This window comes from Camelimonas sp. FR25, from assembly GCF_059740505.1.
In genome coordinates this window covers 75241-100438 of sequence record NZ_JCAWFG010000021.1, presented here as the reverse complement: position 1 = coordinate 100438, position 25198 = coordinate 75241, and the positions used below count along the sequence as shown (strand labels likewise).

Below are 25198 nucleotides of genomic sequence, written 5' to 3'. Positions count from 1 at the left end.
GCCGCGCCCTCACTTGGCCTGCGGCGTGCAGACCACTTTTTCGCTGAAGACGTAGCAGATGCTCATCTCGCCCGTGCGATCATTGATGCGGAACACGCCGCCTTCCCGCTCATGCCGCGAGGTCACGAGCCGATAATCGCCCGGCGTCTGGGCGCCGCCGCCTTCGCCGGGTCCATAGCACAGGGTGACGCCAACAGAACCCTCTTTCAGCCCATACTGGCACGCGCCCATCTCGCCCGTGACCCGCTCGACACGGTAGATGCGGTTGAGGTCCACCTGCGGCGCCGGGGCGAAATCGTAATTATTGGCGTGGGCGCTCCCTGGCGCGGCAACGGCTGCCGCCACGCCCCCCGCCGCAGCGGCCAGCAGCAGCGCAAGACGGGGCGCCAAACGGCGCGGATTGGCGCCTGCGCCACGCTCGCGGGCCTGCGGAGAGGTTGCGGCCGCGCAATGGCCGGACACGGTGCGTTTGTTCTCGGACATGAACCCGTTATCCCTGTAGCTAGCGTCGAATCGACAGGCAGCGCCTCGCCCGGCGCACTGTAACAGACCGCGTCCGGCCAGATCATGGCTGGCCGCCGCAGCAAGGGCGCGTCTGCCAAAGGAGACATCATGAGCCTGCAGCCAACTCTGGTTCTCGATCTGGACGGCACGCTGGTCGATACGGCCCCGGATCTGCTTGGCGCGCTGAACGCCGTGCTGGCCACCGAACACCTCGCAGCTGTGAGCCTCGACCAGGTGCGGGCCATGACCGGCGCCGGCGCCCGCGCCTTGCTGGAGCGCGGGCTCGCCGCCTCCGGCATTGTCGCCGAGCCCGCCCATATGGATGTGCTGTTCGACCGCTTCATCGCTTATTACGAAGGGCATATCGCCGACCATTCCCGTGTATTCTCCGGGGCGCTGGAAGCGCTCGACCGCTTTAGCGCCGCCGGCTGGCGGCTGGCCGTCTGCACCAACAAGCTGGAGGGGCTGGCGCGCAATCTGCTGGACACGCTGGAGCTGACGCCCCGCTTCGCCGCCATCGGCGGCGGCGACACCTTCGCCTTCCGCAAGCCAGACCCGCGCCACATCACCGAGACCGTGTTGCTGGCCGGCGGCGATCCATTGCGGGCCGTGATGGTGGGCGACAGCGCCGCCGATATCCACGCCGCCCGAGCCGGCGCCATCCCCTGCGTCGGCATGACCTTTGGTTACACCGACATTCCGGTGGCTGAGCTGGGGGCTGATGTGGTGCTCGACCATTATGACGGGCTGTTTGACCACGCCCATGCCCTGCTGGAGCGGCCGCGCACGGTGATCGCCGGCTGAGGCCGCGCGCGGCGCAACGGCTGCGCGGGCGTCATGGCGCGCTCAAGGCCAGCCTCGACAAGCGTCGCGCGGCGTGGTTTTTCTGCGGGGAACAGCGCGGGGCCGGCCAACGGCCCGTCGCCAAACCTGGGAGAACGCCATGGACGCCGCCGCCACCGCCAGCGAAGTGCTGTATGCGGTCGACAATCACGTCGCCACCATCACCCTGAATGCGCCCGAGCGCATGAACACCATCTCGGGCCCGATGCTCGACGAGCTGACCCAGCTGCTGGTGCGCGCCAATGATGACCAGGATGTGCGCTGCATCATTCTGACCGGCACGGGCCGCGCCTTCTGCGCCGGCCTCGACCTGCGCGCCAAGGCCGACAGCGGCCGCACGCTGATGAGCTCCGCCTCCTCGCCCACCAACATCAATCTGCGCAACACGCCCCCCACCGTGATGCACGCCATGGATACGCCGATCATCTGCGCCATCAATGGCGGCGCCGCCGGCTATGGCATGGATACGGCGCTGGGCTGCGACATCCGCATCATGGCCAAATCCGCCAAGCTGGCCGCCGCCTTCACCCGGCGCGGCGTGGTGCCGGAATCGGGCGGCACCTGGTTTCTGCCGCGCATGATCGGCTGGTCAAAGGCGGCGGAGCTGATCTTCACCGGCCGCACCCTGTCGGCCGAGGAATCGGTCGCCTGGGGCCTCGCTTCTTATGTGGTGGAGGACGACCAGCTGATGATCAAGGCGCGCGAGCTGGCTGACGAGATCGCCAGCAACGCCCCGCTGGCCGTGCAGGCCTCCAAGCGCATGATGCGCATGGGCCTGTCTGAGCCGTTCAACGAGCACGTGCACCACGTGTTCCTGCAGCTGCTGCCGCTGTTCAAATCAGAAGACGCTGCGGAAGGCATGTCGGCGTTCATGGAAAAGCGTCCGGCGGTGTTCAAGGGACGCTGATACTGGCGCCCGATGAGTATGACTCATCGGGCGCCGGTTAAGCCCTTGCGGCGCCTGAGCATTTCAGGATGCGGATGTGTCAGCATCTTCGCATCCTGGTATGAGGCCCGCGCCGCCGCCTCACCGCCCCGGGGGGAGCCAGCATGAGCCTGGCGGCGTGGTCAACGCACCACGCCGTTCAGGCCACGTGGGAAGAAGCCGCCGGGGCGTCTGCCGGAATTGAGGTAGACGATTGCGAGCAATTGCTCCGGCGTGCGGCCGCGCAGCACGCCATTGCCATCGGCGGGCACGATCGTCGCCTGCTGAAAATCGCCCACGCCCTGGTCCATGGCGCTGCCGCCGGCCAATTCATTGCGGGCGGCTGCGATGCGCGCGGTTGGGCCATAGACGCCGCGCGCGTAAAGCATCACCCGGACGCCGCCTGCGTGATAGGCCTCGGTCGCCAACAAGCCTGCGACCGCATGCGCCGCCTGAAGGCTTTTGAACTGCATCGCCACGCCCTTGTAGGCGGTGACCGCCAGATCCTCCAACAAATAGGCGCCGAGCAGGAAGCGGCTTTCGCCGTCGAAGGGGTCGAAGACGTCGTCATCGCCAATGATCCCGGATCGCCGCGCCGCGCGCGTGAACGCGTCGTTGATGTCGATCAGTGGCCGGGCGATGCGTGCGCCGCCGAGCATGGCTCTGAGCAGGCGGACGTGGGCAACCTCCTCCGCCGCGATCTCCACCGCGTAATTGTGGACCGCAGCGTCCGCCCAGGCCAGCTTGCGGCCGCCGACGACGCCGCCAGGCCTGCCCCGCCCGCTGATGTCCTCCGCCTCCAGCCCATGCCCGTGCGCGGCGCGCAAGTAAAACTCCGCCTGCAGATATTCCAGATTGAGCATGAAGTTTAACATGTCGACATCGCCCAGCGCTGGCGGCGTCGCGCGCTCCGGCGTCGCCAGCGCCCTGCGCCCTGCCGTTACGCCCGCGAGTGAAGTCATCGCCATGCCGACCGCCCTCAACACCTGCCGCCGCCCGATGCGTCGCCCTGCACCAACGGCAGCAGTTGCGGGGCCACGCGCGTCGTCACGGCAAGATGCGGAGTAACACATGACACAATCCCAAAACATTATTGAGAAATAACCCCTCCCTTGCTTTCATTATTTACAGTTGCCGATTTCTCGGCGATATTATTTAAAGTTCATTCCGTTTTTTCCATGGCCGATTCATGGCTTAACCAGCGCCAGCGCCGCCCGCTGGCGGTTGACGCCCGGCCCTGCGCCGGGTGATCCTGTGCGTCGATGCGTGCAGGCCTCGCCACAAGAGCGGGCCGCATGCTCGGGAGGAAACAGGATGAAGCATCTGCTGAAAGCCGGCGTGGCTGCGCTGGCGGTTATGGCCTGCGCCGCCGTCGCCCAGGCTGAGACCATTCGCATTGGCGTTCTCACCGACATTTCCGGACCTTTGTCTGACGCCCAGGGGCCTGGCTCGGTTGAGGCCACGCGCATGGCGGTGGAGGATTTTGGCGGCAAGCTGCTGGGCGAGAAGGTGGAGGTGCTGGGCGCCGACCACCAGAACAAGGCCGACATTGGCGCCGCCATCGCCCGCGACTGGTTCGACACCCGCAATGTGCGGATGATCATCGACCTGGGCAATTCCGCCGTGGCGATCGCGGTGCAGAACATCGCCAAGGACAAGAACCGGCTGTCGGTGGCGACCGGCGCGGCCAGCGGCGAGCTGACCAACAAGCACTGCAACACCAACGCCATCCAGTGGGGCTATGACACCTACCAGTTCGCCAAGGGCATTACCGGCCCGGTGGTGAAGGCGGGCGGCGACAAATGGTTCTTTATCTCGGCGGATTACGCCTTTGGCCACGCGCTGGAGAATGACACGCGCAAGGCCGTGGAGGCGCTGGGCGGCAAGGTGGTGGGCCATGTGCGCCACCCGATCAATACGCTGGATTTCTCCTCCTTCCTGATGCAGGCCAAGAACTCCGGGGCCAATGTGGTGGGCGTGGCCAGCGCCATCGCCGACCAGCAGAATGTGCTGAAGCAGGGCCAGGAGTTCGGCATTTTCGACGACAAGGTGAAGCCCGCCGCCATGGCGCTGCTGCTCTCCGACGTGCATTCGGTGGGGCTGAAGGCGGGCCAGGGCACTACGGTTTCCTCGATCTTCTATTGGGATGCGGACGAGGAAAGCCGCGCCTTCGCCAAACGCTACGCCGAAAAAATGGGCCGCCCGCCATCTGAGGCGCAGGCCATGAACTACAGCGGCGCCCTCGCCTGGCTGCGGGCGGCGGAAGCGGCGAAATCAGTCGAGACCGACAAGGTGCTGGCGCAACTGCGCTCCGGCCCGATCAAGGCGCCCTTCATCAAGAATGGCGAGCTGCGCGCCGACGGCAAACTGGTGCGCGACATCTGGCTGATGCAGGTGAAGGCCCCGGAGCAGTCGACCAGGCCGTGGGACTATTTTGAGATCAAGGGCGAGATCAAGGGCAAGGATGCGTTCCGGCCGGTGAGTGAGAGTGAGTGCAAGCTGTTGAAGGGGTAAAACGAGCACAACCGATGGCACATTGCTCGGGAAGTCATCTATCAACGTGAAATTGCGAAGCGCCCAAGATATCGTGTTTTTCGTACTCTAAGTCGAACTTCGCCGACTACAGCACGTAAATCTGTCGATACGCCTAGTTCTAAACCCTAGTGCGTATTGCAGTCAGACTTCACTACTCGGGATTGAGTGTGCCCCCCCCGAAGACAGTCATACTCAAGGTCGCGAAGAGACGGACGCATCCGCGGCCTAAAATCTAAGAGACGCTCGGGCTCACGCTAAAACGAATTTGTCCCGCCCTCCCCGAATTCCGGTATGGGCACATTAGAAATCGGAAGGCGTCGAGTCATCGTGCGCCCTCCGCTCCACCACCCTACACCGTCACGGACGCATCTCGCGAAACACGTTCATCGCCTCGGTGAAGTCGGTTCTCTCGGCGCATAAGGCTCTGTGTTGGCTTCGATGTCGATGACGGCGCGCAGGTTGGTGAGGCGGAGGGTGCTCTTGCGGTTTAGTTGCCGGCGCGGGTCGACGACAATACCCCCCCACCCCTTTGCGGCATGGCGCTGGTTGCGTGCTTCTCCACTCCATTAAGCCCCACCGCACTGGCTGATCATTCACGCAAGTCGCAAACTTGACCTTGACTGCATGGGGCGGCCAAAGCTGCTCTGCGGGGCGCTACGGGGGTCGTCGACCCGTGTCTGGTCAAGAATGAGAACTGGTGAGGAGCCCATATTGTCCGTCTCAGTCCCACAGCATGCCGCCGCCCTGCCACAGGCGGTGGACGCGAGGCTTACACGCGCGGCGATCTTCCTGGTGGTCGCCCTCGATCCAGCACGCGAGGTCGATGGCCGTGTGCGCGCCCTATGCGCCGCATTGCCATCGCTGGTGCGCGGCATCGGCTCGCGCATCAGCGATTGCGAGCTCTCCTGTGTGCTGGGCGTCGGATCCCATGCCTGGGACCGGCTGTTTGGTCTGCCGAGGCCGCGCGAGCTGCACCCGTTTCAGGAGATCAACGGCGTGCATCATGCGCCCGCAACGCCAGGCGACCTTTTGTTTCACATCCGCGCCACCAGCATGGACCTGTGTTTCGAACTTGCCGCCGAGGTATCGTCCCGCCTTGCGGGCGCGGCGACGATCGTCGATGAAGTTCACGGGTTCAAATATTTCGACAACCGCGATCTGCTTGGGTTCGTCGACGGAACCGAGAATCCTGCCGGACAGGCGGCCGTCAATGCGACGCTTGTGGGCGACGAGGACCCGCCGTTCGCCGGCGGCAGCTATGTCATCGTGCAAAAGTATTTGCACGACATGACGAAATGGAACGCCATCCCCGTCGATGTTCAGGAGAAGATCATTGGACGCAGGAAGCTGTCCAATATCGAACTTAGCGCTGATGAAAAGCCAAGCTACGCCCACAATGCGTTGAACAGTATTGATGAAGATGGCCGACCGGTGCGCATTTTGCGTGACAATATGCCGTTCGGTGATCTGAGCAAGAATGAATATGGCACATATTTCATTGGCTACACCCGCTCGCCGAAATGGATCGAGCGGATGCTGTCGAACATGTTTGTTGGCGATCCGCCCGGCAATTACGATCGCCTGCTCGACGTGAGCAAGGCTGTCACGGGTTCGCTGTATTTCGTGCCATCGGCAGATTTCATCCACGCGATTAAAGCGTGAAGGGACGGCGCCCTGTCGCGCGGCGGGTCTGCGGCGGGCGGAAGTTGTCCCTGGGGGCGCGGTGCGGTTGCGGGCGGTCAGTTATCTGCGGGTGGCGAACGGCGGTTGAGGTGGCGCGTGGGGCAACGCGCCCAAGTCGTGGATGGCCGGGTCAAGCCCGGCCATGACGGTGGAGGGGGGGCGTGAGGGGGAATTGAGATTTGAGCCTTGGCGGGGCTGATTTCTGGCCTCAAGTGTAGGTTGGAATCGGTGATAGACGCCCTCCGCCAGGCGATCAAGACTGGTCCGCTCCGCCTGGGGGGCGCGACGGAAAACTCCCGGTTTTACATTCACTTGGCGTCGTTTCAGCGCCATGCCATAGTGAATGTATAACAGATGATAAATCGGGAGACGCTCATGAAACGACCGTTGATGGCCGCAGCCATGCTGCTTGGGCTGGCCGCTGCGCCGTGGCAGCTAGCGTTGGCGCAAGGCGGCGCAAAGCCCGCCGCTCCCGCCGCAGGGGCTGAGGCAAAGGCGGCGCCAGGCGGCCCGGTGAAGATTGGCGTGCTGGCCGATCTGTCGTCGGTGTATTCGGATATGGGCGGGACCGGCGCCATTGAGGCGGTGAAGATGGCCGTCGAGGATTTTGGCGGCGAGGCGTTGGGCAAGAAGATCGAGGTGGTCAGCGCCGACGGGCAGAACAAGCCGGACATCGCCTCGGCCATCGCCCGCAAATGGTATGACAATGAAGCGGTCGACATGATCATCGACCTGCCCACATCAGCCATCGCCCTCGCCGTTATGGAGCTGGCCAACGCCCGCGAGAAAGTGGTGATGGTGACTGAGGCTGCGAGCTCCGACATCACCGGCAAGCATTGCTCGCCCTTCACCGCGCAATGGACCTGGGACACCTATGGCAACGCCATGACCATGGCCAACGCCGTGATGAAACAGGGCGGCGACAGCTGGTTCTTCATCACCGCCGATTATGTGTTCGGCCATTCGCTGGAGCGCGACACCACCAAGATCGTCACCGAAAAGGGCGGCAAGGTGCTGGGCAGCGCAAGGCACCCGCTCAACACCCAGGACTTCTCCTCGCTGCTGCTGCAGGCGCAAAACTCTGGCGCCAAGGTGATCGCGCTGGCCAATGGCGGCGCCGACACCAGCAACGCCATCAAGCAGGCCAATGAATTTGGCCTCACCCAGCGCGGCCAAAAGCTGGTGGCCATGGTGATGACCATCACCGACGTGCGCAGCATCGGCCTCGACACCGGCAAGGGCCTTGTGTTCACCGAGGCGTTTTATTGGGACAAGGACGATAAAACCCGCGCCTTCGCCAAGCGCTTCATGGAGCGTACCAGCAAGATGCCGACCATGAACCAGGCGGCCAATTACAGCGCCACCACGCATTATCTCAAGGCGATCAAGGAGGCTGGCGCCAAGGACGCCAAAACCGTGATGGCGAAAATGCGCGCCACGCCGATCCGCGATCCCTTCACCGACAATGGCGTGCTGCGCGAGGACGGCCGCATGGTCCACTCCATGCTGCTGCTCGAGATCAAGCAGCCGGGCGAGTCGAAGGGGCCGTGGGACCTGTACAAGATCCTGGCGGAAGTGCCGGCCGACCAGTCCTCGCGCCCGCTCAAGGATGGCGGCTGCCCGCTGGTGAAGTGATGTCGGCTGGCGTGGGCGCTTCGCTCGCGTCAGGCGGCGGCGAAGCGCCGGGGTTGGCCCCAGGGGGCCGCCCTGTCGCCAGCGGCGGCGGCGCGGCACAACTCTCAACCTGCGTCAGCTTACCTACGTAACAACACCTGCCTCATCATAAAGTATGAAATAAAGCCCACGGCATTGCCCGCAACTGGGCGCCAGGACATCATCGGCGACCCAAATCATCAAGAAGCAATACTTCTGGAGGAAACATGCGTAAGCTTCGCCGTGGGCTCACCACGACTTTCGCCGCCGCGCTGCTCGGCGCCAGCGCCCTCACCGCTGTCACTGCCGTTTCGGCTTTCGCGCAGACGGCGCAGAAGCCGGTGAAGATCGGCGTGATGGGCGATCTGTCGTCGGTCTATTCAGACATTGGCGGCCCGGGCGCGGTGGAAGCCGTGAAGATGGCGATCGAGGATTTTGGCGGCGAGGTGCTGGGCAAGAAGATCGAGATGGTCGCCGCTGACAGCCTCAACAAGGCTGACCAGGCCTCGGCTATCGCCCGCCAATGGTATGACAATGACGGCGTCGACATGATCATGGATCTGCCGACCTCCGCCACGGCGCTGGCCACCATGCAGATCGCCAATGATCGCAAGAAGATCGTCATGGTCACCGAGGCTGGCAGCTCCGACATCACCGGCAAGCACTGCTCGCCTTATACGGCGCACTGGACCTGGGACACCTATGCCAATGGCAAGACCGTGGGTCAGGCCATCGTGAAGGAAGGCGGCGACAGCTGGTTCTTCATCACCGCTGACTATGTGTTCGGCCACTCGCTCGAGCGCGACACCGGCGATTTCGTCAAGAAAGCCGGCGGCAAGGTGCTGGGCGGGGCCAAGCATCCGCTTAACAATCAGGATTTCTCGTCGTTCCTGCTGCAGGCGCAGAATTCCAAGGCCAAGATCATCGGCCTCGCCAATGGCGGCGGCGACACCATCAATTCGATCAAGCAGGCGGCTGAGTTCGGCATCGTCCAGGGCGGCCAGAAGCTGGCTGGCATGGTGATGTTCATCTCCGACATCCACAGCCTCGGCCTGAAGACGGCCCAGGGCCTGGTGATCACCGAAGCCTGGTATTGGGACAAGAACGACAAGACGCGCGAGTTCGGTCAGCGCTTCTTCAAGCGCACCGGCAAGATGCCGACCATGAACCAGGCCGCCAACTGGAGCGCCGCGACGCATTATCTGAACGCCGTCAAGGCTGTCGGCTCGACCGACGCCGACAAGGTGATGGCCAAGATGCGCGAGACGCCGGTGAAGGACATGTTCACCGACAATGGCAAGCTGCGCGCCGATGGCCGCATGGAGCACTCCATGCTGCTGCTGGAAGTGAAGAAGCCGGAAGAGTCGAAGGGCCCGTGGGATTATTACAAGATCCTGGCTGAAGTGCCCGGTGATCAGGCCTTCCGCCCGATGTCGGAAGGCGGCTGTCCGCTGGTCAAGTAACAAGACCTGCACAGGGCCATCTGACTGCAACGCCTGATGGCCCCCAACAAGACTTCGCCCCCCTGCCGTTTGATGCTGGGGGGTGTCGCTGCGCCAGGCTGCCGCCAGCCACGGCCCAGTGTCATCGCGCCGGCGGCAGCTTCTCGCCCAGGCGAGAGGTGAATGCTGATCGGTTACGGTTGACGGCGAGCGGGCCTCGTCAGCCGCTCCCACGGCCCGTCTCATGCCCGTCTCTTGCCCGGATCGCCCTGCGCCACGCATGCCAGCGATCTGGGCCGCCCCCCCCGGAAGCCGGCTGATGATCAGCGACCAAAGCCTCTGGACCACACAATTTCTGACGCTGCTGGCTGTGTTGGAGCCTGTCGACCACCTCAGCATGTATCTGGCGGCCACCAGCCACCTCAACGCCAGTCAGAAGCGCCGGGCGGCGATGATCGCCATTGGCCTGTCCTATGTGGTGATCGTGCTGTTTGGGCTGATCGGCCTGCGCCTGCTGAAGGCGATGGACGTGTCGCTGTTGTCCTTCCAGATCGCCGGTGGGCTGATCGTGCTGGCCTTCGCAGGCCAGATGGTGATGGGCGCGCCGCACAAACCCGCAGGCCCTGCCTCAGCCGACGCCGGCGACAACGCCTCGGCGCTGGAAACGGCGATCTATCCCCTCACCGTGCCGATTATCGCCGGTCCCGGCGCCCTGCTCAGCGTGGTGGTGCTGATGGACAACGCCCGCCACAGCATCGCCAACCAGTTGCAGGTGGCGGGACTGCTGGCGGTGGTGCTGCTGATCATGCTGGCGGCCTTTGTCGCCGGCGAGCGCATTTTGCGGGTGATTGGCGCGGGCGGCGCCAATTTGCTGCGGCGGGTGCTGGGCATGATCCTGGCGGCGATCGCCGTGAATCTCATCCTCAACGCCTTCGCCGCCTGGCTGCATTTGCCGCCGATCTGATGGCGCTGTCCGGCAAGGACGGTGGGCCGGGCTGCAGACGCCCAGGCGAGACCGCGGCAATGGCAGCGATGCGGTGGACTGCCAGAGGCAGCCAGCCTTGCGCCATCATCGATATGGAGTGAGAAATGGTGGGCGGTACTGGGATTGAACCAGTGACCCCACGCGTGTGAAGCGTGTGCTCTCCCGCTGAGCTAACCGCCCTAACCGGTTGCGACGTTGCCGTCGCCGGGAATGCGCCACTCATAGGCAGCGCTTGGGTCGCCGTCAAGCGCCGTGCGCCTGCCAAAGCAGAATCCACAGGCTGACGTAGACAGGGCTGTGCATGACGCTGCGAGCCGCCCCGCCCACCCCAACACGTTGCGCAGGTTTCAGGGCAGCACATCCCGCCGGGCGCTGAGCCCTCGCGCCGCCGCGCGCCTGAAGCTGCCGGATACAGTCATGTCGACCAGGGCCACAGCCCTGCGCCAGCGTCATGACGATCACGCTTGCGCCAGCCAGTGTTGCGAGGCTGACACGGCCATCGCCAATCTGGGACAACGACCAAATATAAGGTGCCGAACGCATTGCTTGTTAAGGCCGTCTTGAGCATTTTGGCGCAGATAAGGAACCGGAACGACAAGTCTGCGTTCTTTTCAGGAACTACCGGTTCATCTGCATTTCCCCGGACGAGGCATCAATGCGTCGCTTGACTTTCTGTACGGTCGGCATTCTCGCAGGCATGGCGGCGGTTGCGCCTGCCGCTCTGGCGTATCCCGAGATCGATCCGCTGACGCGTCAGCCCCTCGTTTATGCAGCCCCCAATTACAAGGCGCAGGCCACAGTCATCCCACGCGAGGTGGTGACCTATACCGCCAGGCACGCGCCGGGCACCATCGTGGTCAATACCTCCGAGCGCCGGCTGTATTACGTACTGCCCGACGGCAAGGCCATCCGTTATGGCGTGGGCGTGGGGCGTGAAGGCTTTTCGTGGGCCGGCACCCAGCGCGTCAGCATGAAGCGCGAGTGGCCGACATGGACGCCGCCCGCCTCCATGCTGAAGCGCCGTCCCGACTTGCCGCGCTTTATGCCAGGCGGTCCCGACAATCCGATGGGGGCTCGCGCGCTCTATCTCGGCAACACCCTGTATCGAATCCATGGCTCCAACGAGCCGGAGACCATTGGTCAGGCCGTATCGTCGGGCTGCATCCGCATGATGAATGAGGATGTCATCGACCTGTACGGCCGCGTCAATGTCGGCGCCCGGGTGGTGGTGCTGCGCTAAACTGCAGTGCGCCAGACACATTGGTCTGGCGCGAGCCTGGGTGCTGACCAACCGCTGAGCGATGTCTTGCGCTGCGTTGGTTAGCGCTCATGTGCAGCTGTGACGACATTCAGGGGCCCTTTGCGGCCCCTTTTTGCTACTCAGGAGGGGGATCTGCGGCGTACCCCCTTCCTCGCGCTCTCTGCCAGCCTGTGCGACGCGTGAGCGTGCAGAAGGCTGCGGCGTCTGCGCAATCACATACTGATATGGCCGTTACCGCGGCCAAAGATGCAGCTTGGCGACGGCATGGTCACGGGCCGAACGCATCGCCCTCTGGGGCGCTGACGATTACCGCCGCTGGGTCTCGATGCTTTGAGCTTTCAGAGCGCCAACGCATGCCGTCATGCCCGTGCTTGTCACTGGCATCTACGACTTCTGCTCACGACTTCGGCCCACGACTTGGCGCCCATGATTAGCCAAGGGCAAGCGCCTGGATCAATCGCCACGAGAGGCTGCGGGCAGGGCCCCCCCGCTGGCTAGTCGCCGCTCGTGGCGCCTGCTGGGCGCCCGTCATACCAGAACCCGATGAGCTTCACTCATCGGGTTCTGGCTAAGCCCGTGCGGCGCCTGAGCATTTAAGGATGCGGATGCGTCAGCATCTTCGCATCCTGGTAGCAAGACGTGGATGCCCGTGACAAGCACGGGCATGACGGCGGTGGGGCGGTGGGGGAAGCTGGCTGAGCGCGGGGCAGCCTCAGCCCCTGCCCATCCCCTTTGCGGCGAGTTCGGCCTCGTAGGAGGTCCACATCTGGGCCTGCTCGCTGATCATCTGGCGCAGCAAGCGCCAGCCATACAGGCCGCTGTCGTGGCCATCATCAAAGACGATGCGCACCGCGTAATTGCCCACCGGCTCCAGCGCGCGAATGCGCACATGCCGCTTGCCGCCGACGGTCCGGCGATCGGCGCCGCCGTGGCCCCGAACTTCGGCTGACGGGCTGAACACGCGCAGGAACTCGGCAGGCAAGGCGCCCTCGCCGGCATCGTTAAACCGAACCGTCAGCTGGTTCTTGTCGGCGTTGAGGCGCAGCTCCTCTGGCCAGATATCATCCATGCGCTGTCAATCCTCACCCAAGCCTGCAGCATCACGCCACACATGGGCCGGCAGGTAACCCGGAAGCCGACGAGTCGCCAGCAAAAAGCCAGCCGTCCGGCGCGCTCCTGACGCGCCAATGGCTGGCTCTCCCTGATGCTGGCTGGAGCTGTGCCCAGCGGCGTCGGGCCTTCCGGGGCCTTGTGGGCGCCATGCCCCCTCGCCCCTCCTGGATTAGCCGCGGGCGCGGGCGCGGATCATGAAATTGTCATAGGTGTATTCGGCCACCTGCCACCACAGATACTCGTCGTTGCGGAAGGCGCGCACCGCTTCATACAGCTTCTTGAACTCAGGGTTCTTTCCCGACAATTCGTCATACAGCTCGTTCGAGACCTTGTAACAGGCCTCCAGCACCTCCTGGGGGAAGGGCTTGAGCTGGGCGCCGCTGGCGACGAGGCGCTTGATGGCGCCGGGATTTTTGGCGTCGTAATTGGCCTGCATCTGCTGGTTGGCCATCAGCGCCGCCGTGCGCACCGCCGCCTGGTAGGCCTTGGGCAACTCGTCGAATTTGGCCTGGTTGATGAAGAAGTTCAGCGAGGCGCAGCCCTCCCACCAGCCGGGGTAATAATAATATTTGGCGACGCGGGCGAAGCCGAGCTTCTCGTCGTCATAGGGGCCGACCCATTCGGCGGCGTCGATGGTGCCCTTCTCCAGCGCCGGGTAGATGTCGCCGCCGGCGATCTGCTGCGGCACGACGCCGAGGCGCTGCAAAATCTGGCCGGCGAGGCCAGCGATGCGCATTTTCAGGCCGTTGAGGTCCTGAACCGAATTGATCTCCTTGCGGAACCAGCCGCCCATCTGCGTGCCGGTATTGCCGCCAGGCAGCATGGTGACGTTGTACTTCTTGTAGAACTCATTGAGCATGTCGAGGCCGCCGCCCGCCAGCACCCACGCCGTGTTCATGCGCGAGTTGAGGCCGAAGGGGATAGCCGAGCCAAAGGCGAAGCACGGGTCCTTGCCGACGTAATAATAGGAAGCGGTGTGGCACATCTCGACCGTGCCGTTCTGCGCCGCATCAAGGGCCTGCAGGCCAGGCACGATCTCATTGGAGGCGAACACCTGGATCTGGAACTTGCCGTCGGTCATGGCGGCGACGGCTTTGGCGAAGTCCTCGCCCGCCCCATAGATGGTGTCGAGGGATTTGGGGAAGCTGGAGGTGCAGCGCCAGCGAATCTCAGGCGCGGATTGGGCGATGGCCGGTGAGGCGACGGCCGCGCCCACAACACCGGTGCTGGCAGCCTGCAAAAACTGGCGACGCTTCATCTGGGTTCCTCCCGCTGATCCGTCCGATGGACCATTCGTTTGCGTCAGAGAACCAGCGCCTCAGGCAGCGCGCAATCAAAATCGTGCAATTGCAACATCATACGTTTGACGGAGAGCAAGGCAGTCGCCCGGCCTCACGGGGCGTGGGGATTGGCTCAACGGCTATAAGGCTGCCCGCCGCGATCGACGCGCGCGGTGAACTGAAACACCACCGGCGTTTGCCGTTGCGCTCCCGCGTCGGCCTCAGCCACCCGCCAGCGCAGCGTCGCCGGGCGCTCGCCATAAGCCACGCCGAAACCACCGGCCACGGTGAGCGCCAGCGCCATCGCCACCGATGCAACAAGGCCTGATGGGCCATACAGCGCCAGTCTGGCGCGCTGTGTATCGTTATGGCGCAAGCTCATGCTCGCCTCCCTCGCGTCATCCAGGGCCCCATAGCCGCGCAGATCACTCCGACGCGGCGCAGGCTTCCCAGGACAGGATATGGCGCCCCCATGGCGCGCCAGCCACTGCCGCGCAGGCGCCATGGTCAGCCGTGTCCCTGGCGCGGCGACCAGAGGCTCCCGGCCCGATGTCATCCGGCGTCGCGCCGCATGGCCCTGCGCCCGGATGACCACGGTGATGCTAGGCACACAACAGCGCACGGTAAAGCCAGACAATACGCAACTGCTTGCGACAAGTGCGCACGGTAGATCAGAACTATTCTTGAAATAAATCCGTCACATTTGATCAATTCAAGGAAAAAATGCGTCAATTGTCAGCTGCGACACACAAGCGCTTGCGGCGTGACGCCGCGCGGCGACGCAAGTGATCAACCCCGCCAACAAACCTTGCGGCGGCGGTCGACGGCGGGGCCTTTGGGGTGGCGGAGCGTCACGGCCGGCGCCTGACAACACGATGCGACGATGCTGACGCCGCCGCATCCTGACATGCCCAGGCGCCGCACGGACGTGAGCAGGCCCCGATGGGTCATGCGCATCGGGGTCTGGCATGCCGCGACGCCGCGGCCTGCGCCAGATGGCGCACCCCGGCGCGCGCTTCTGACCCTGAGGTGTCGCGGCGCCGTCCGGGCGGCGCGACCGCCTGCTCAGTCGATGACGATGCGCGGCGCCTTGCGGGCGGCGGCGCCTGACGCGAGGCGGCGGGCCACGGCTTCGGCGATGGCCAGATAGGCCTGGGCGTGGGGCCCATCGGGCTCGGACACCATCACCGGGCGGCCCGCATCCGAGGTTTCGCGGATGGTCATGTGCAGGGGAATTTCGCCGAGGAACGGCGCGCCGATCCGCTCCGCCTCGTGGCGGGCGCCGCCATGGCCGAAGATGTCCGAGCGGGTTCCACAGGCGGGGCAGATGAAGGTCGACATGTTCTCAATCACCCCGAGCACCGGCACGTCGACCTTGTCAAACATGGCCACGCCGCGGCGGGCGTCGATCAGCGCGAGGTCCTGCGGCGTCGAGACGATGACCGCGCCGGCCAGCGGCACGTTCTGCGCCATGGTCAGTTGCGCATCGCCGGTGCCCGGCGGCATGTCGACCACCAGCACGTCGAGATCGCCCCACGCCACTTCGCGCAGCAATTGCTGCAGCGCCGACATCACCATCGGGCCTCGCCAGATGATCGCCGCCTCAGGATCAACCAGAAAACCGATCGACATGATCTTGACGCCCCAGCGCACCGGCGGGGCCAGCATGCGGTTCTCCAGCAGTTGGGGCTTCTCGGTGACGCCAAACAGGCGCGGCGCGGATGGGCCATAAATGTCGGCGTCGAGCAGGCCGACATTGAGCCCCAGCGCCGACAGGGCCAGCGCCAGATTGCAGGCGGTGGTCGATTTGCCCACCCCGCCCTTGCCGCTGGCCACCGCCACAATATGGCGCACGCCTGGCACCGCCTCGCGCTTGCGCTGGGCGGCGGCGCGCGAGCCGCCTGCCCCCGCCGGCGCTCGCCCAGTGCCCATGCCGCCAGGAGCGCCGCCTGCCTTGCCCCCTGCCCCGGGCGTCGCCTCGGCGGTCAGCGACGCCAGAGCGGCGCCGACGCCGGGAAGCGCGGCGATGGCGGCCTCCACCTTGCGGCACAGCGGCTCCATGGCCGCCGCCTCGGCGGGCTCGGTGCGGATCGCCACATAGACCCGGTCGCCAGTGATGGCGACGTCAGACATCAATCCCGTCTGGGGCAGAGGCGTCACGCCATCCGGACCCGGCACGCGCATCAGCGCCGCCACGATTTCTTCCCTGGTGATCATGGCGCAAGATATGCGGCGGCCCGACGTTGCGGTCAATGTGGCGGTCAAGGTGGCGGCGCCTGCGTCAGGCGGAGCGGCCTGGCCGGGCGATCCTTGTCCGCGAGCGTCAAGCAGACAGGCTGCAGAAGCACCATGGCTTTGCGCCGAAAAGGCGGGATAGCGGCGGCCGCACAGGTCAGGGCCGCTGGAAAACGGCGCCAGAAAGCTGCGCAACAATGCAAAAAGCTTTTCGTGGGCGACGTCGCCCGTCTGGTTGCGCCGGGTACCCGACGCGATACGCCCGGTTTATAAGACGTCCGGTAACATCCATGGGAGGCCGGGCCGCGCAGATTGGCGCAGGTCTCTGGCGCGGCGCGGTCTGGGTGCAGCGATTGCGACGCCACATGGGTCGATCTGTAGGCGGCGACAAAGGAGCGGGACATGGCGAAGGCAGCATTCATTGGCTTGGGCGTCATGGGCTTTCCCATGGCCGGACATCTGGCGGCCAGAGGGCACACGCTCACCGTCTACAACCGCACGGCCGCCAAGGCCGCGGCCTGGGTCGCCCGCCATGGCGGCGCGGCGGCGCCGACGCCAAGGCAGGCCGCCGCCGGGGCCGAGCTGGTGTTCGCCTGCGTCGGCAATGACGATGATCTGCGCGCCGTGACCATCGGGCCTGAGGGCGCCTTCCACGCCATGGCGCCTGGGGCGATTTTCGTCGACCACACCACCGCCTCCGCCGATGTGGCGCGCGAGCTGGCGGCGGAAGCCGCGGCGCGCGGCATTGGCTTCATCGATGCGCCGGTGTCGGGCGGCCAGGCCGGGGCCGAGAACGGCGTGTTGACCGTGATGTGTGGCGGCGAGGCAGCCGATTACGCCCGCGCCGAACCTGTGATCGCCAGCTTCGCCCGCGCCTGCCGGCTGATGGGCCCGGCTGGCGCCGGTCAATTGACCAAGATGGTCAACCAGATCTGCATCGCCGGGCTGGTGCAGGCGTTGGCCGAGGGCGTCAGCTTCGCCCAGCACGCCGGCCTCGACGTCACCGCCGTCATCGACGTGATCTCCAAGGGCGCGGCCCAATCCTGGCAGATGGAAAACCGCCACAAGACCATGGACGCCGGACAGTTTGACTTCGGCTTCGCCGTCGACTGGATGCGCAAGGACCTGTCGATCTGCCTCAACGAGGCGCGGCGCAATGGCGCCAGCCTGCCGGTGACGGGGCTGGTCGATCAGTTCTATGGCGAAGTGCAGGCGCTGGGCGGCGGCCGCTGGGACACCTCGAGCCTGCTGGCGCGGCTGCCGAAGGCCGACGCCAAACGCTGATGGCAAGTTCGAGCGGCAAGGGCTGGCGGAACAGGCTGACGGCAAGGGCTGTTAGCCAATGCTGTCGGCAAGGATCGCCAGCAAGATGCGATCCGGGTCGCAAGGCCGCCGGGGCAGCCGCGACCCGAAAAGCTCAGGCGCCCAGAGGCGCCACGTGCTGCCTGCGCGCCTGTCCTTCACTCGCGCCCCGCTAACGACCGGGCGCGGCGGCTCCGAGTTCGAGCACCAGGCCGTCCTCGGCCAGCTCATAGCCCCGGCGCCTCGCGTCGTCCTGCGCCGCTGGCGTCAACATGCCAGGCCCCATATGAGTGAGCAGGATGCGGCGCGCGTTCAGCCGCTTGCGGTTCGCCTCAATGGTCTCCAGATCCAGATGCGACGGCACAACGCCAAAGCGGCCCTTGCCGCGCCCCATGCACTCCAGAATCAGCAGATCGGCGCCGTCAGCCAGGGGGATCAGCGCCTCGGTCCATTCGGTGTCGCCCGAATAGGCCACGCGGCGTGACCCGGCGCTGGCCCGCAGCCCGGTGGCGGGCGCGCCAGAGGGGTGGATCACCGTCAGGCTCTGCAGGCCGAAGCCTGAGACCTGCTGTGGCGAGCTGCCCGGCGTCATCTCGGTGATGGTCAGATCGTAGCGCCAGCGGGTGTTCCAGACGCCGGGAAACATGATCTCGGTCAGCGCCGCGAGGCGCTGCTCGAACCCTGGCGGCCCGATGAGCTGTAGCGGCCGGTGCCGCAGGCTCTCATACTGGCTGTCGAGCAGGAGAAACGGCAGGCCGCCAAAATGGTCGCCATGCAGATGGCTGACGACCACCACGTCGATATCGCCGCCCCCAAGCCCACGCTGCTTCAGCGCCACCGGGGTCGATGCGCCAAAGTCCAGCGCCATCCCCCTGCCCCCGGCCTGCAGCAGGAAGCAACTGTTGAACCGACCGCCGGCGCCGAAGGCGTCGCCGCATCCGACAACCGTCAGACGCATCAGGCGGCGCTCGCGCTCGGACGGGCGGAGACGGCGGCGCGCCAGCGGTTGAGATGCGCCAGCTCGTCCGGCACAGCCACCCTGGCCACCTTGCCGAAATCAATCACGCAGATGGCGGTGATGTCCGCCACCGAAAAAGCGTCGCCCGCGATGAATTCGCGGCCCGCCAGCTCCTTGTCGAGCACGCGCATGAAATCCAGCGCCTTGGTCTTGTTGGCCTCGCCCCATTCGGCGATCTGCGGCTGTTCCATCGCCGCCATGGCCGGGTTGATGTGGCGGAAGGCGGAGAAAATCGGCTGGCCCAGATAGAATTCGACGTGGCGGTTCCACATCTCGACCAAGGCGCGTGAACGGGCGTCATGGCCGAACAACGCTGGCGCAGGGTGCAATTCTTCCAGATAGCGGCAGATCGCGACCGACTCAGCGATCACAGTGCCATCATCCAGCTCCAGCGCCGGCACGCGCTGCATCGGCGTGACCTGGCCATAAGCCGCGCCCTTGTGCTCCATCGCCCCAAGATTGACGACGACGCGCGGAATATCGATGCCCTTTTCGGCCATGAAGATGTGCACACGGCGGGGATTGGGCGTGCGGGGGGTGTCGTAAAGCTTCATGGGCGACGTCTCCTCATTTGTGCTGAGGGGACCATCGGCGCTGCATCAGGTCAATATGAGGCGCGGGCGCAATCCGCGCGCGCCGCCCTGTACTCCCCATGATCCTTCAGGCGCCGCGCTGTGACCGGGCGAAGACCAGCTGCGACGTGGCGCGGGGCTGATGTCGGATGCGTTGGGCGTGGCAGGCACAGGCGATCGGGTTTCGTTGGGTCGGGCCTGGCCCAGCCTGAGCCTTGCAGCGCTGGCCGGCGGTGACAGGCTCACTGCGCCCACTCGTTAATACCAAAGTGCGGTGAGCACGACTCATCGCACTTTGGTCAAGCCCGTGCGGCGCCTGAGCAATCCAGGATGCGGATGCGTCAGCATCTTCGCATCCTGGTATAGGTCGAGTTGGTCGCCACCAACAACACCCCCAAAAGTAAAGGCGCCGCGTGGGGGGAACGCGACGCCTTCAGGGGGGCTAGTCAAATCTACGGAGGTCGTTGGATTTGATGGTTCATCTGTAGCGCGGCGCCGGGCGGCTGTACGTGCGCCAGCGCACATGCATGCGTACAGCGCATCATAATTTCGGAGGCCGCTCGCAGCCATGCGTAAATAGCATGTCATAAACGTAGATTAGGCTGGCTGCCTTGGGGCGCCGCTGCGTGGCGCGCTGCCCTGATTTGGCGCAAGGATCAGCGCTACGCGCGCGGGTGGTTGGCCCGCCATTCGCGCGGCGACTGGAAGTCGCCAGCCCAGACGCCGCGACGGGCGGCCCGGGCTTCCGCCTCCTGCTCGCGATAGCCGCCATAGCTGACCGCCATGCCTTCGCGCACCAGGGCTGCATTCACGTCAATGTCGCCGACATGGCAAATGGCGAGGGTGCGACCGTAGACATCGAAGCCCCGCGCCTTGCACTTCGTCGGGCCGCGCGCCAACCACGACGCCAGCGCCCCCTGGGCGGCGCCGCCACAGCGCCAGGTCTCGCCAGAGCGCTGGCAGGTCTGCTCGCGCTCAGGCGCGTCGATGCCCCACAGACGAATGTCATGGCCGGCCAGGCGCACGGAATCGCCATCGACCGCCTTGCCCGCGCCCTCGATGAATTCGCCCGGATCGCGCTCAGGCAGCATGGCGACGATGGCGCCGCTGGCCAGCAGCAGGCTGGCGGCCAGCAGCATGTCCGCCGTGCTGAATCGCGCCAGCCGTCGCTTTCCGCCGCTCCGTCGCATCCGCGCCATCGGCCCCCGCCTCTGTCCTGCCCAGCGCATGAGGGACGCTGCTGCGACGCTTGAGCATGCACCGGTCACACCGCGATCGGCGCATGCTCCCCATCTCCACGCAAGGAGCGAATTCTGGTCGATCAAACCATGCCGTTTGATCAAAAGGCACGGCGCCGCAGCGCGTGGCGCAGGTGGCGCCCACGCCGTCCGCCCACTCCGCCCATCCACGCCCCGTCGCGTCGGCGCGCCGTCACGACCATGCATTGCACGGCGATCTGTCGTCACTATGGCGTTGCGCCCAGGGATCGGCCAGAGCGACGGCGACGCCCAAGGTGTGCGGCGCCCCGTTCGACCCGGAGGGCGCTCAGCCTGCTGGCTGTTCTGCGCTGTCCTTGCCCGCGACGCCGGCCATGGCGAAGGTCGCCATGTCGTTGTGGCAGGCCACCGCCGCCTTGATGACGCCAGCAGCCAGCGCCGCGCCGGTGCCCTCGCCCAGCCGCATGCCGAGATCGAGGATCGGCTTTTTGCCGAGGCGGGCCAGCACGTCGGCGTGCGCCCCTTCTGCCGAGCAATGACCGGCGACGCAATGGTCGATCAGCGTCGGTTCAATGGCGTGCAGGATCGCCGCCGCCGCGGTGATGACATAGCCGTCGATGATTACAGGGATACGCTGGGCGCGCGCCGCGAGAATGGCGCCGGCCGAAGCGGCGATCTCGCGACCGCCGAGGCGGCGCAGCACCTCTAGTGGGTCGGCGAGATGGCCGGCGTGAAACGCCAGCGCCGCCTCCACCGCCGCGACCTTGCGGGCAAGGCCCGCGTCATCAAGGCCTGTGCCCCGGCCGACCCAATGCGCCGCCGGGCCGCCATACAATGCGGCGAAAATCGCCGCCGCCACCGTGGTGTTGGCGATGCCAAGCTCGCCGAGGCAGAGCAAATCCGTGCCGCCAGCGATCGCCTCCATGCCAAAGGCCATGGTGGCGACGCAGGATTTCTCATCCAGGGCGTCTTCACAGGTGATGTCGCCAGTCGGCACGTCGAGCGCGAGGTCAAACACCTTGAAGCCGAGGTCATAGGCGGCGCAAATCTGGTTGATGGCGGCGCCGCCAGCGGCGAAATTCTCCAGCATCTGCCGGGTGACGCTCTGCGGATAGGCCGAGACGCCGCGCGCCGCCACGCCGTGATTGCCGGCGAAGACGCAGACCACTGGCCGGTTGACCATGGGCTTCGACCGGCCCTGCCACGCGGCGAGCCACTCCACCAGGCTCTCCAGCCGGCCAAGCGAGCCTGCGGGCTTGGTCAGCTCCGCATCGCGCTCGCGCACATGGGCGGCGGCGTCGACATCAGGACCCGGCAGTTCACGGATCATGTGGCGGATATCGTCGAACGGAAGTCCGGTGAAGCTGGCGGCCATGGGTCCCTGTCGCAATCGCTCTGCGGGCCTGGCCTTGCCAGACACCCGGAAATTCAAACGGCGCCGACGCGCCTTTGCGCGCAGCTATACCCCCAGGCTCGCGCCGGGTGAAGCGCTGTGGCTGATAGCGGGATTTGATGGTTGCGCCAGCGACGGTTGCGACGATGCCCGATGCAGGCCAGACGCTCGCCTCAGGCCGCCGCAAGCCCCGGCTGCACCAGGGCGATGGCGTCGCGTAGCACCTGACCGTCCGCGCCAGGCTGGGTGGCGTGGGTGGCGAGGTGACGGCGAAAGGCGCGGGCCCCGCGCTCACCGGGAAACAGGCCGAGCACATGGCGGGTGATCTGCGACAGGCGGAGGCTCTGTTGCAGCCGTTCCTCGATATAGGGCAGCAAGGCGTGCAGCGCCGCGCGCCCATCGTCGAAGCGGGCTGGTTCGCCAAACAATAGCGGATCGACCTGCAATAAAAGGCCGGGGTTCTGATAGGCCGCCCGGCCCAGCATCACCCCATCGAGCTGCGCAAGATGGGCGCGAGACTGGTCGAGATCGGCGATGCCGCCATTGATAATGATGGGCAGCGCGGGCCACGCCTGTTTCAGCCGGTAGACGCGATCATAATCCAGCGGCGGGATATCGCGGTTCTCGCGCGGCGACAGGCCCTGCAGCCAGGCCTTGCGGGCATGCACGATGAGCGCATCGGCGCCGGCCGCCGCCACAGCGCGGGTGATGTCCTCCAGCGCGATCTCCGGGTCCTGGTCGTCGACGCCAATGCGGCATTTGACCGTGACCGGCACGGCGACCGCCGCCTTCATCGCCGCAACGCAGTCGCCAACCAGCTCCGGCTGCCGCATGAGACAGGCGCCAAACGCCCCGTCCTGCACCCTGTCCGACGGGCAGCCGACATTCAGATTGACCTCGTCATAGCCCAGATCGGCGCACACCCGGGCGCACGCGGCCAGCGCCTTCGGATCATTGCCGCCCAATTGCACCGCCACCGGATGCTCCTGCGGACTGTAGCCCAACAGCCGCTGCCGATCACCATGCACGATGGCGCCGGTGGTGATCATCTCCGTATAAAGCCGCGCCCGCCGGCTCAGCAGGCGGTGGAAATATCGGCACTCCCTGTCGGTCCAGTCGATCATCGGGGCCACGCAGAAACGCCAGGGCGAGGGGTCGGATATCGGTGCTGATTGTTCGTTGTCGTCTCGGCCGTTGGACGCTCTGATCATAGGGGGACTTTTTGCGACTGCGGGGAAATTGATGGGCGGGTTTGCCCACCACGTGATACTAAGAATTTTTGACGCGGCGCGCAAAGTGGGGCGGGGCGCGAGATTGTCGCGTGGACGACAGACTGGCGATTTCCGCCGTATGCGATGTGTGCGAACATGCGCCGATTTGGCGTTTTATGGCGCTTTATGGCTCTTCAGCCTGCTTTTTTTCAGCAGGCGACGGGATTGTCCGTGACATCGCGGTGGCCATCCATGCTGCCCGTACCGGGCGCTTTGCGCTTGTTAGTGCTCTGGCCATCTGGCTAGTCGATGGGATGACCTGCTCGCTGATCGCGCCCGGAGATACAGACGACCAACCATGCCGCCACGAAATACAGAGGTTGCAGGTAGGCTCCATCAGGTGGTCGAGATGGCGGAAACCCGGCAAATGGCGTCTGGGGGCCTGTGTCCCTGGCCCGATCTTGTTCTGACCAACTGCCGGCGCCGACGGCGCAGACACTTGGCGACGGCGTTGCAAACCTTGCTGCGGTCGAGGCTCGCCGCCGACGAGGGCCTCCATCGTGGCGGTGGGACAGATGACGTCTGCGCTAGCCATGCGCCTGCCCCAGCCCCTGCCCCTGCCCTCCCGGGTTTGACGCCAGATAGGGCGCATTCGTTGCGATGGTCGCCAGAGGGCAGCCAGTCAGCGCGGCGGCAAGTGCAACTTTCGTGACTGCAGCGCCGGTGACTGGCTGGTCCACCTCAATAGCGAGGGATCAAAAGCGGATGGCCATGCGGCCGACCGCTTCGTGGCGGGTATAGTTCTCGCCGAGCCGCGCCTTGTACTCGGCGCGCAGCTCCAGCATGTCGTTGGCGAACAATTGCGCGCCGACGCCAAGATCCAGCAGGCGTTTGTCCATCCGGTGGGTGGAGGCGAAATGGGCGCCGTTGGCGTCCAGGCGGACGTGGCTGGTGAAGGCCGGATCGTTGAGGACCGTGGCGCCTACTGATGCGTAGGGACGCAGCCACATGTTCTCGCCGAGGTTGACCCGGGCGCCGATTTCGATGGTGGGGCTGGCCGTGAAGGTCCATTTGTTCATGGCGCCAAAGCTGTAGGCGTGCATGAAATTGCCGGCGCTGACGAAGCCCGGCGCATAGGTGTGCACGGCGTCGAGATCAACGTACGGACGGATATAGAAGCCGTTGAGATTGAACTGGTAGGCGGCGCGCAGACGCAGGCCGGCGGTCCACAGCTCCTGATCGGCGTTCAGGCCCCAGCGGCGGGCGCCGATGCTGATGCGGTGGTCGGTGTCGTAGGTCCCGTAGCCCACATGCGCCGACGCCGCGAACAGCCAGTCGCCCACCTGATGCTTCAGCGCCACCGAGACATCGCCGCCCTTGCCCTGGGCGCGGATGTGTCCGCTCTTCGTGGCCATATCGCTGGACATATAGGCGCCGGTCACGCCGAAGAACCATTGCGGCGCCACTTCCCACTGGGCGCCGATGCGGTAGGTGAAATCGTCGTTGCGCGATCCGTGGCCCGGACGCACCCCGTCCATATGCGCCCGCGCGCCGGAGACGCGCCCCCACACGCACTGGCTTTCACTGATGGTCACGCCGCCGCCAGAAAACACCGGGCAGCTCATGGAAGCGCCCATGGAGCTGGAGGCGTTCTGGGTCTGGGCGCCCGCCGAAGCCTGGAAGCCGTCCGGGTTCAGGCTGGTGACGGCTGTCTGGTAGTCGGCCGCAGTCTGCACATTGGCCAGGGCGCCGAACAGCGCGGCATGGGTCGGGTTGCCTGCGTTCCATTCGTTCTGCAGCGATTGCAGCATGCCGTTTTCCGTCGTGGAAACGGTGAAGGCGCTGGCCGCCGTTGTGAGGAACTGGGCGGACGGGGTGATGCTGCGGCCGCCATCCGGCGTGCTCCAGCTGATGGGGCCGCCTGATCCGCCATTGCTGACGATGAGCTGGTTGGACTCGACCGGCGTCTTGTTGAACAGCGTGAACTGGCCTGGCAGCAGGCCGTTGACCACATTGACGTGGATCT

Annotated in this window: 21 protein-coding genes and 1 tRNA gene; 9 read left to right on the top strand and 13 right to left on the bottom strand. The window is 65.4% G+C overall.

The features are described from left to right. Positions 1 to 9: 9 nt before the first annotated feature. Positions 10 to 483 (bottom strand): hypothetical protein, encoded by a 474-nt coding sequence (locus tag AC6A67_RS03080; RefSeq protein ID WP_498035087.1) that lies wholly within the window; start codon positions 481 to 483, stop codon positions 10 to 12. A 129-nt stretch (positions 484 to 612) separates the two neighbouring features. On the opposite strand from AC6A67_RS03080, the gene AC6A67_RS03075 reads away from it, so the two are divergent. After that, positions 613 to 1308, top strand: coding sequence for an HAD-IA family hydrolase (locus AC6A67_RS03075; RefSeq protein ID WP_498035086.1), 696 nt, complete (start codon positions 613 to 615; stop codon positions 1306 to 1308). A gap of 139 nt (positions 1309 to 1447) precedes the next feature. Then, the gene (locus AC6A67_RS03070) at positions 1448 to 2254 is read left to right on the top strand and encodes an enoyl-CoA hydratase/isomerase family protein (protein ID WP_498035085.1); all 807 of its coding nucleotides are present in this window, start codon (positions 1448 to 1450) and stop codon (positions 2252 to 2254) included. A gap of 161 nt (positions 2255 to 2415) precedes the next feature. Here AC6A67_RS03070 and AC6A67_RS03065 read toward each other — a convergent pair whose 3' ends face one another. Next, the gene (locus tag AC6A67_RS03065; protein ID WP_498035084.1) at positions 2416 to 3240 is read right to left on the bottom strand and encodes a ferritin-like domain-containing protein; all 825 of its coding nucleotides are present in this window, start codon (positions 3238 to 3240) and stop codon (positions 2416 to 2418) included. Between the two features lie 346 nt (positions 3241 to 3586). Here AC6A67_RS03065 and AC6A67_RS03060 point away from each other — a divergent pair, with 346 nt between their 5' ends. The 5 genes from AC6A67_RS03060 (at position 3587) to AC6A67_RS03040 (ending at position 10549) form a co-directional block, all read left to right on the top strand. Then, complete coding sequence (locus AC6A67_RS03060; RefSeq protein WP_498035083.1) at positions 3587 to 4786, top strand: ABC transporter substrate-binding protein; 1200 nt, start codon at positions 3587 to 3589, stop codon at positions 4784 to 4786. Between the two features lie 645 nt (positions 4787 to 5431). After that, entirely contained in the window at positions 5432 to 6469 is a 1038-nt protein-coding gene (locus tag AC6A67_RS03055) for a Dyp-type peroxidase (RefSeq protein WP_498035082.1), read from the top strand. A 396-nt stretch (positions 6470 to 6865) separates the two neighbouring features. Then, positions 6866 to 8125, top strand: coding sequence for an ABC transporter substrate-binding protein (locus AC6A67_RS03050; protein ID WP_498035081.1), 1260 nt, complete (start codon positions 6866 to 6868; stop codon positions 8123 to 8125). A gap of 245 nt (positions 8126 to 8370) precedes the next feature. Further along, entirely contained in the window at positions 8371 to 9606 is a 1236-nt protein-coding gene (locus AC6A67_RS03045) for an ABC transporter substrate-binding protein (protein WP_498035080.1), read from the top strand. 298 nt (positions 9607 to 9904) lie between these two features. Continuing rightward, a complete protein-coding gene (locus AC6A67_RS03040; protein ID WP_498035079.1) occupies positions 9905 to 10549 on the top strand; it encodes a MarC family protein in 645 nt (214 codons plus the stop codon). A 126-nt stretch (positions 10550 to 10675) separates the two neighbouring features. Here the strand turns inward: AC6A67_RS03040 and AC6A67_RS03035 are convergent. Continuing rightward, a tRNA-Val gene (locus tag AC6A67_RS03035) sits at positions 10676 to 10750 on the bottom strand. Positions 10751 to 11225: 475 nt separating this feature from the next. Here AC6A67_RS03035 and AC6A67_RS03030 point away from each other — a divergent pair. After that, entirely contained in the window at positions 11226 to 11810 is a 585-nt protein-coding gene (locus AC6A67_RS03030; protein ID WP_498035078.1) for a L,D-transpeptidase, read from the top strand. A 733-nt stretch (positions 11811 to 12543) separates the two neighbouring features. On the opposite strand, the gene AC6A67_RS03025 is transcribed toward AC6A67_RS03030, so the two are convergent. From AC6A67_RS03025 to AC6A67_RS03010, 4 genes are all read right to left on the bottom strand, one after another. Continuing rightward, entirely contained in the window at positions 12544 to 12900 is a 357-nt protein-coding gene (locus tag AC6A67_RS03025; RefSeq protein ID WP_498035077.1) for a gamma-butyrobetaine hydroxylase family protein, read from the bottom strand. Between the two features lie 213 nt (positions 12901 to 13113). Beyond that, positions 13114 to 14202 carry a TRAP transporter substrate-binding protein gene (locus tag AC6A67_RS03020; RefSeq protein ID WP_498035076.1) on the bottom strand — a complete coding sequence of 363 codons (1089 nt, stop codon included), beginning with the start codon at positions 14200 to 14202 and terminating at the stop codon, positions 13114 to 13116. Between the two features lie 155 nt (positions 14203 to 14357). Beyond that, complete coding sequence (locus tag AC6A67_RS03015; RefSeq protein ID WP_498035075.1) at positions 14358 to 14606, bottom strand: hypothetical protein; 249 nt, start codon at positions 14604 to 14606, stop codon at positions 14358 to 14360. Between the two features lie 683 nt (positions 14607 to 15289). Beyond that, positions 15290 to 16441, bottom strand: a complete 1152-nt coding sequence (locus tag AC6A67_RS03010; protein WP_498035179.1) for an Mrp/NBP35 family ATP-binding protein — start codon at positions 16439 to 16441, stop codon at positions 15290 to 15292. 420 nt (positions 16442 to 16861) lie between these two features. On the opposite strand from AC6A67_RS03010, the gene AC6A67_RS03005 reads away from it, so the two are divergent. Next, positions 16862 to 17743 (top strand): NAD(P)-dependent oxidoreductase, encoded by an 882-nt coding sequence (locus AC6A67_RS03005; RefSeq protein WP_498035074.1) that lies wholly within the window; start codon positions 16862 to 16864, stop codon positions 17741 to 17743. 190 nt (positions 17744 to 17933) lie between these two features. Here AC6A67_RS03005 and AC6A67_RS03000 read toward each other — a convergent pair whose 3' ends face one another. The 6 genes from AC6A67_RS03000 to AC6A67_RS02975 all read right to left on the bottom strand — a co-directional run bounded on the left by AC6A67_RS03000 (position 17934) and on the right by AC6A67_RS02975 (position 25184). Next, positions 17934 to 18719 (bottom strand): MBL fold metallo-hydrolase, encoded by a 786-nt coding sequence (locus AC6A67_RS03000; protein ID WP_498035073.1) that lies wholly within the window; start codon positions 18717 to 18719, stop codon positions 17934 to 17936. After that, positions 18719 to 19333: a glutathione S-transferase family protein gene (locus AC6A67_RS02995; RefSeq protein ID WP_498035072.1), complete on the bottom strand. Its 615-nt coding sequence runs from the start codon at positions 19331 to 19333 to the stop codon at positions 18719 to 18721. Before AC6A67_RS02995 ends, AC6A67_RS03000 begins: the two co-directional genes overlap by 1 nt. Positions 19334 to 20013: 680 nt before the next feature. Further along, positions 20014 to 20490, bottom strand: a complete 477-nt coding sequence (locus AC6A67_RS02990) for a thermonuclease family protein (RefSeq protein ID WP_498035071.1) — start codon at positions 20488 to 20490, stop codon at positions 20014 to 20016. Between the two features lie 406 nt (positions 20491 to 20896). After that, entirely contained in the window at positions 20897 to 21943 is a 1047-nt protein-coding gene (cobT, locus tag AC6A67_RS02985) for a nicotinate-nucleotide--dimethylbenzimidazole phosphoribosyltransferase (RefSeq protein WP_498035178.1), read from the bottom strand. Positions 21944 to 22134: 191 nt separating this feature from the next. Then, positions 22135 to 23172 (bottom strand): tRNA dihydrouridine(20/20a) synthase DusA, encoded by a 1038-nt coding sequence (dusA, locus tag AC6A67_RS02980; protein WP_498035070.1) that lies wholly within the window; start codon positions 23170 to 23172, stop codon positions 22135 to 22137. A 755-nt stretch (positions 23173 to 23927) separates the two neighbouring features. Then, positions 23928 to 25184, bottom strand: coding sequence for an autotransporter outer membrane beta-barrel domain-containing protein (locus AC6A67_RS02975; protein WP_498035069.1), 1257 nt, complete (start codon positions 25182 to 25184; stop codon positions 23928 to 23930). Positions 25185 to 25198 lie beyond the last annotated feature (14 nt).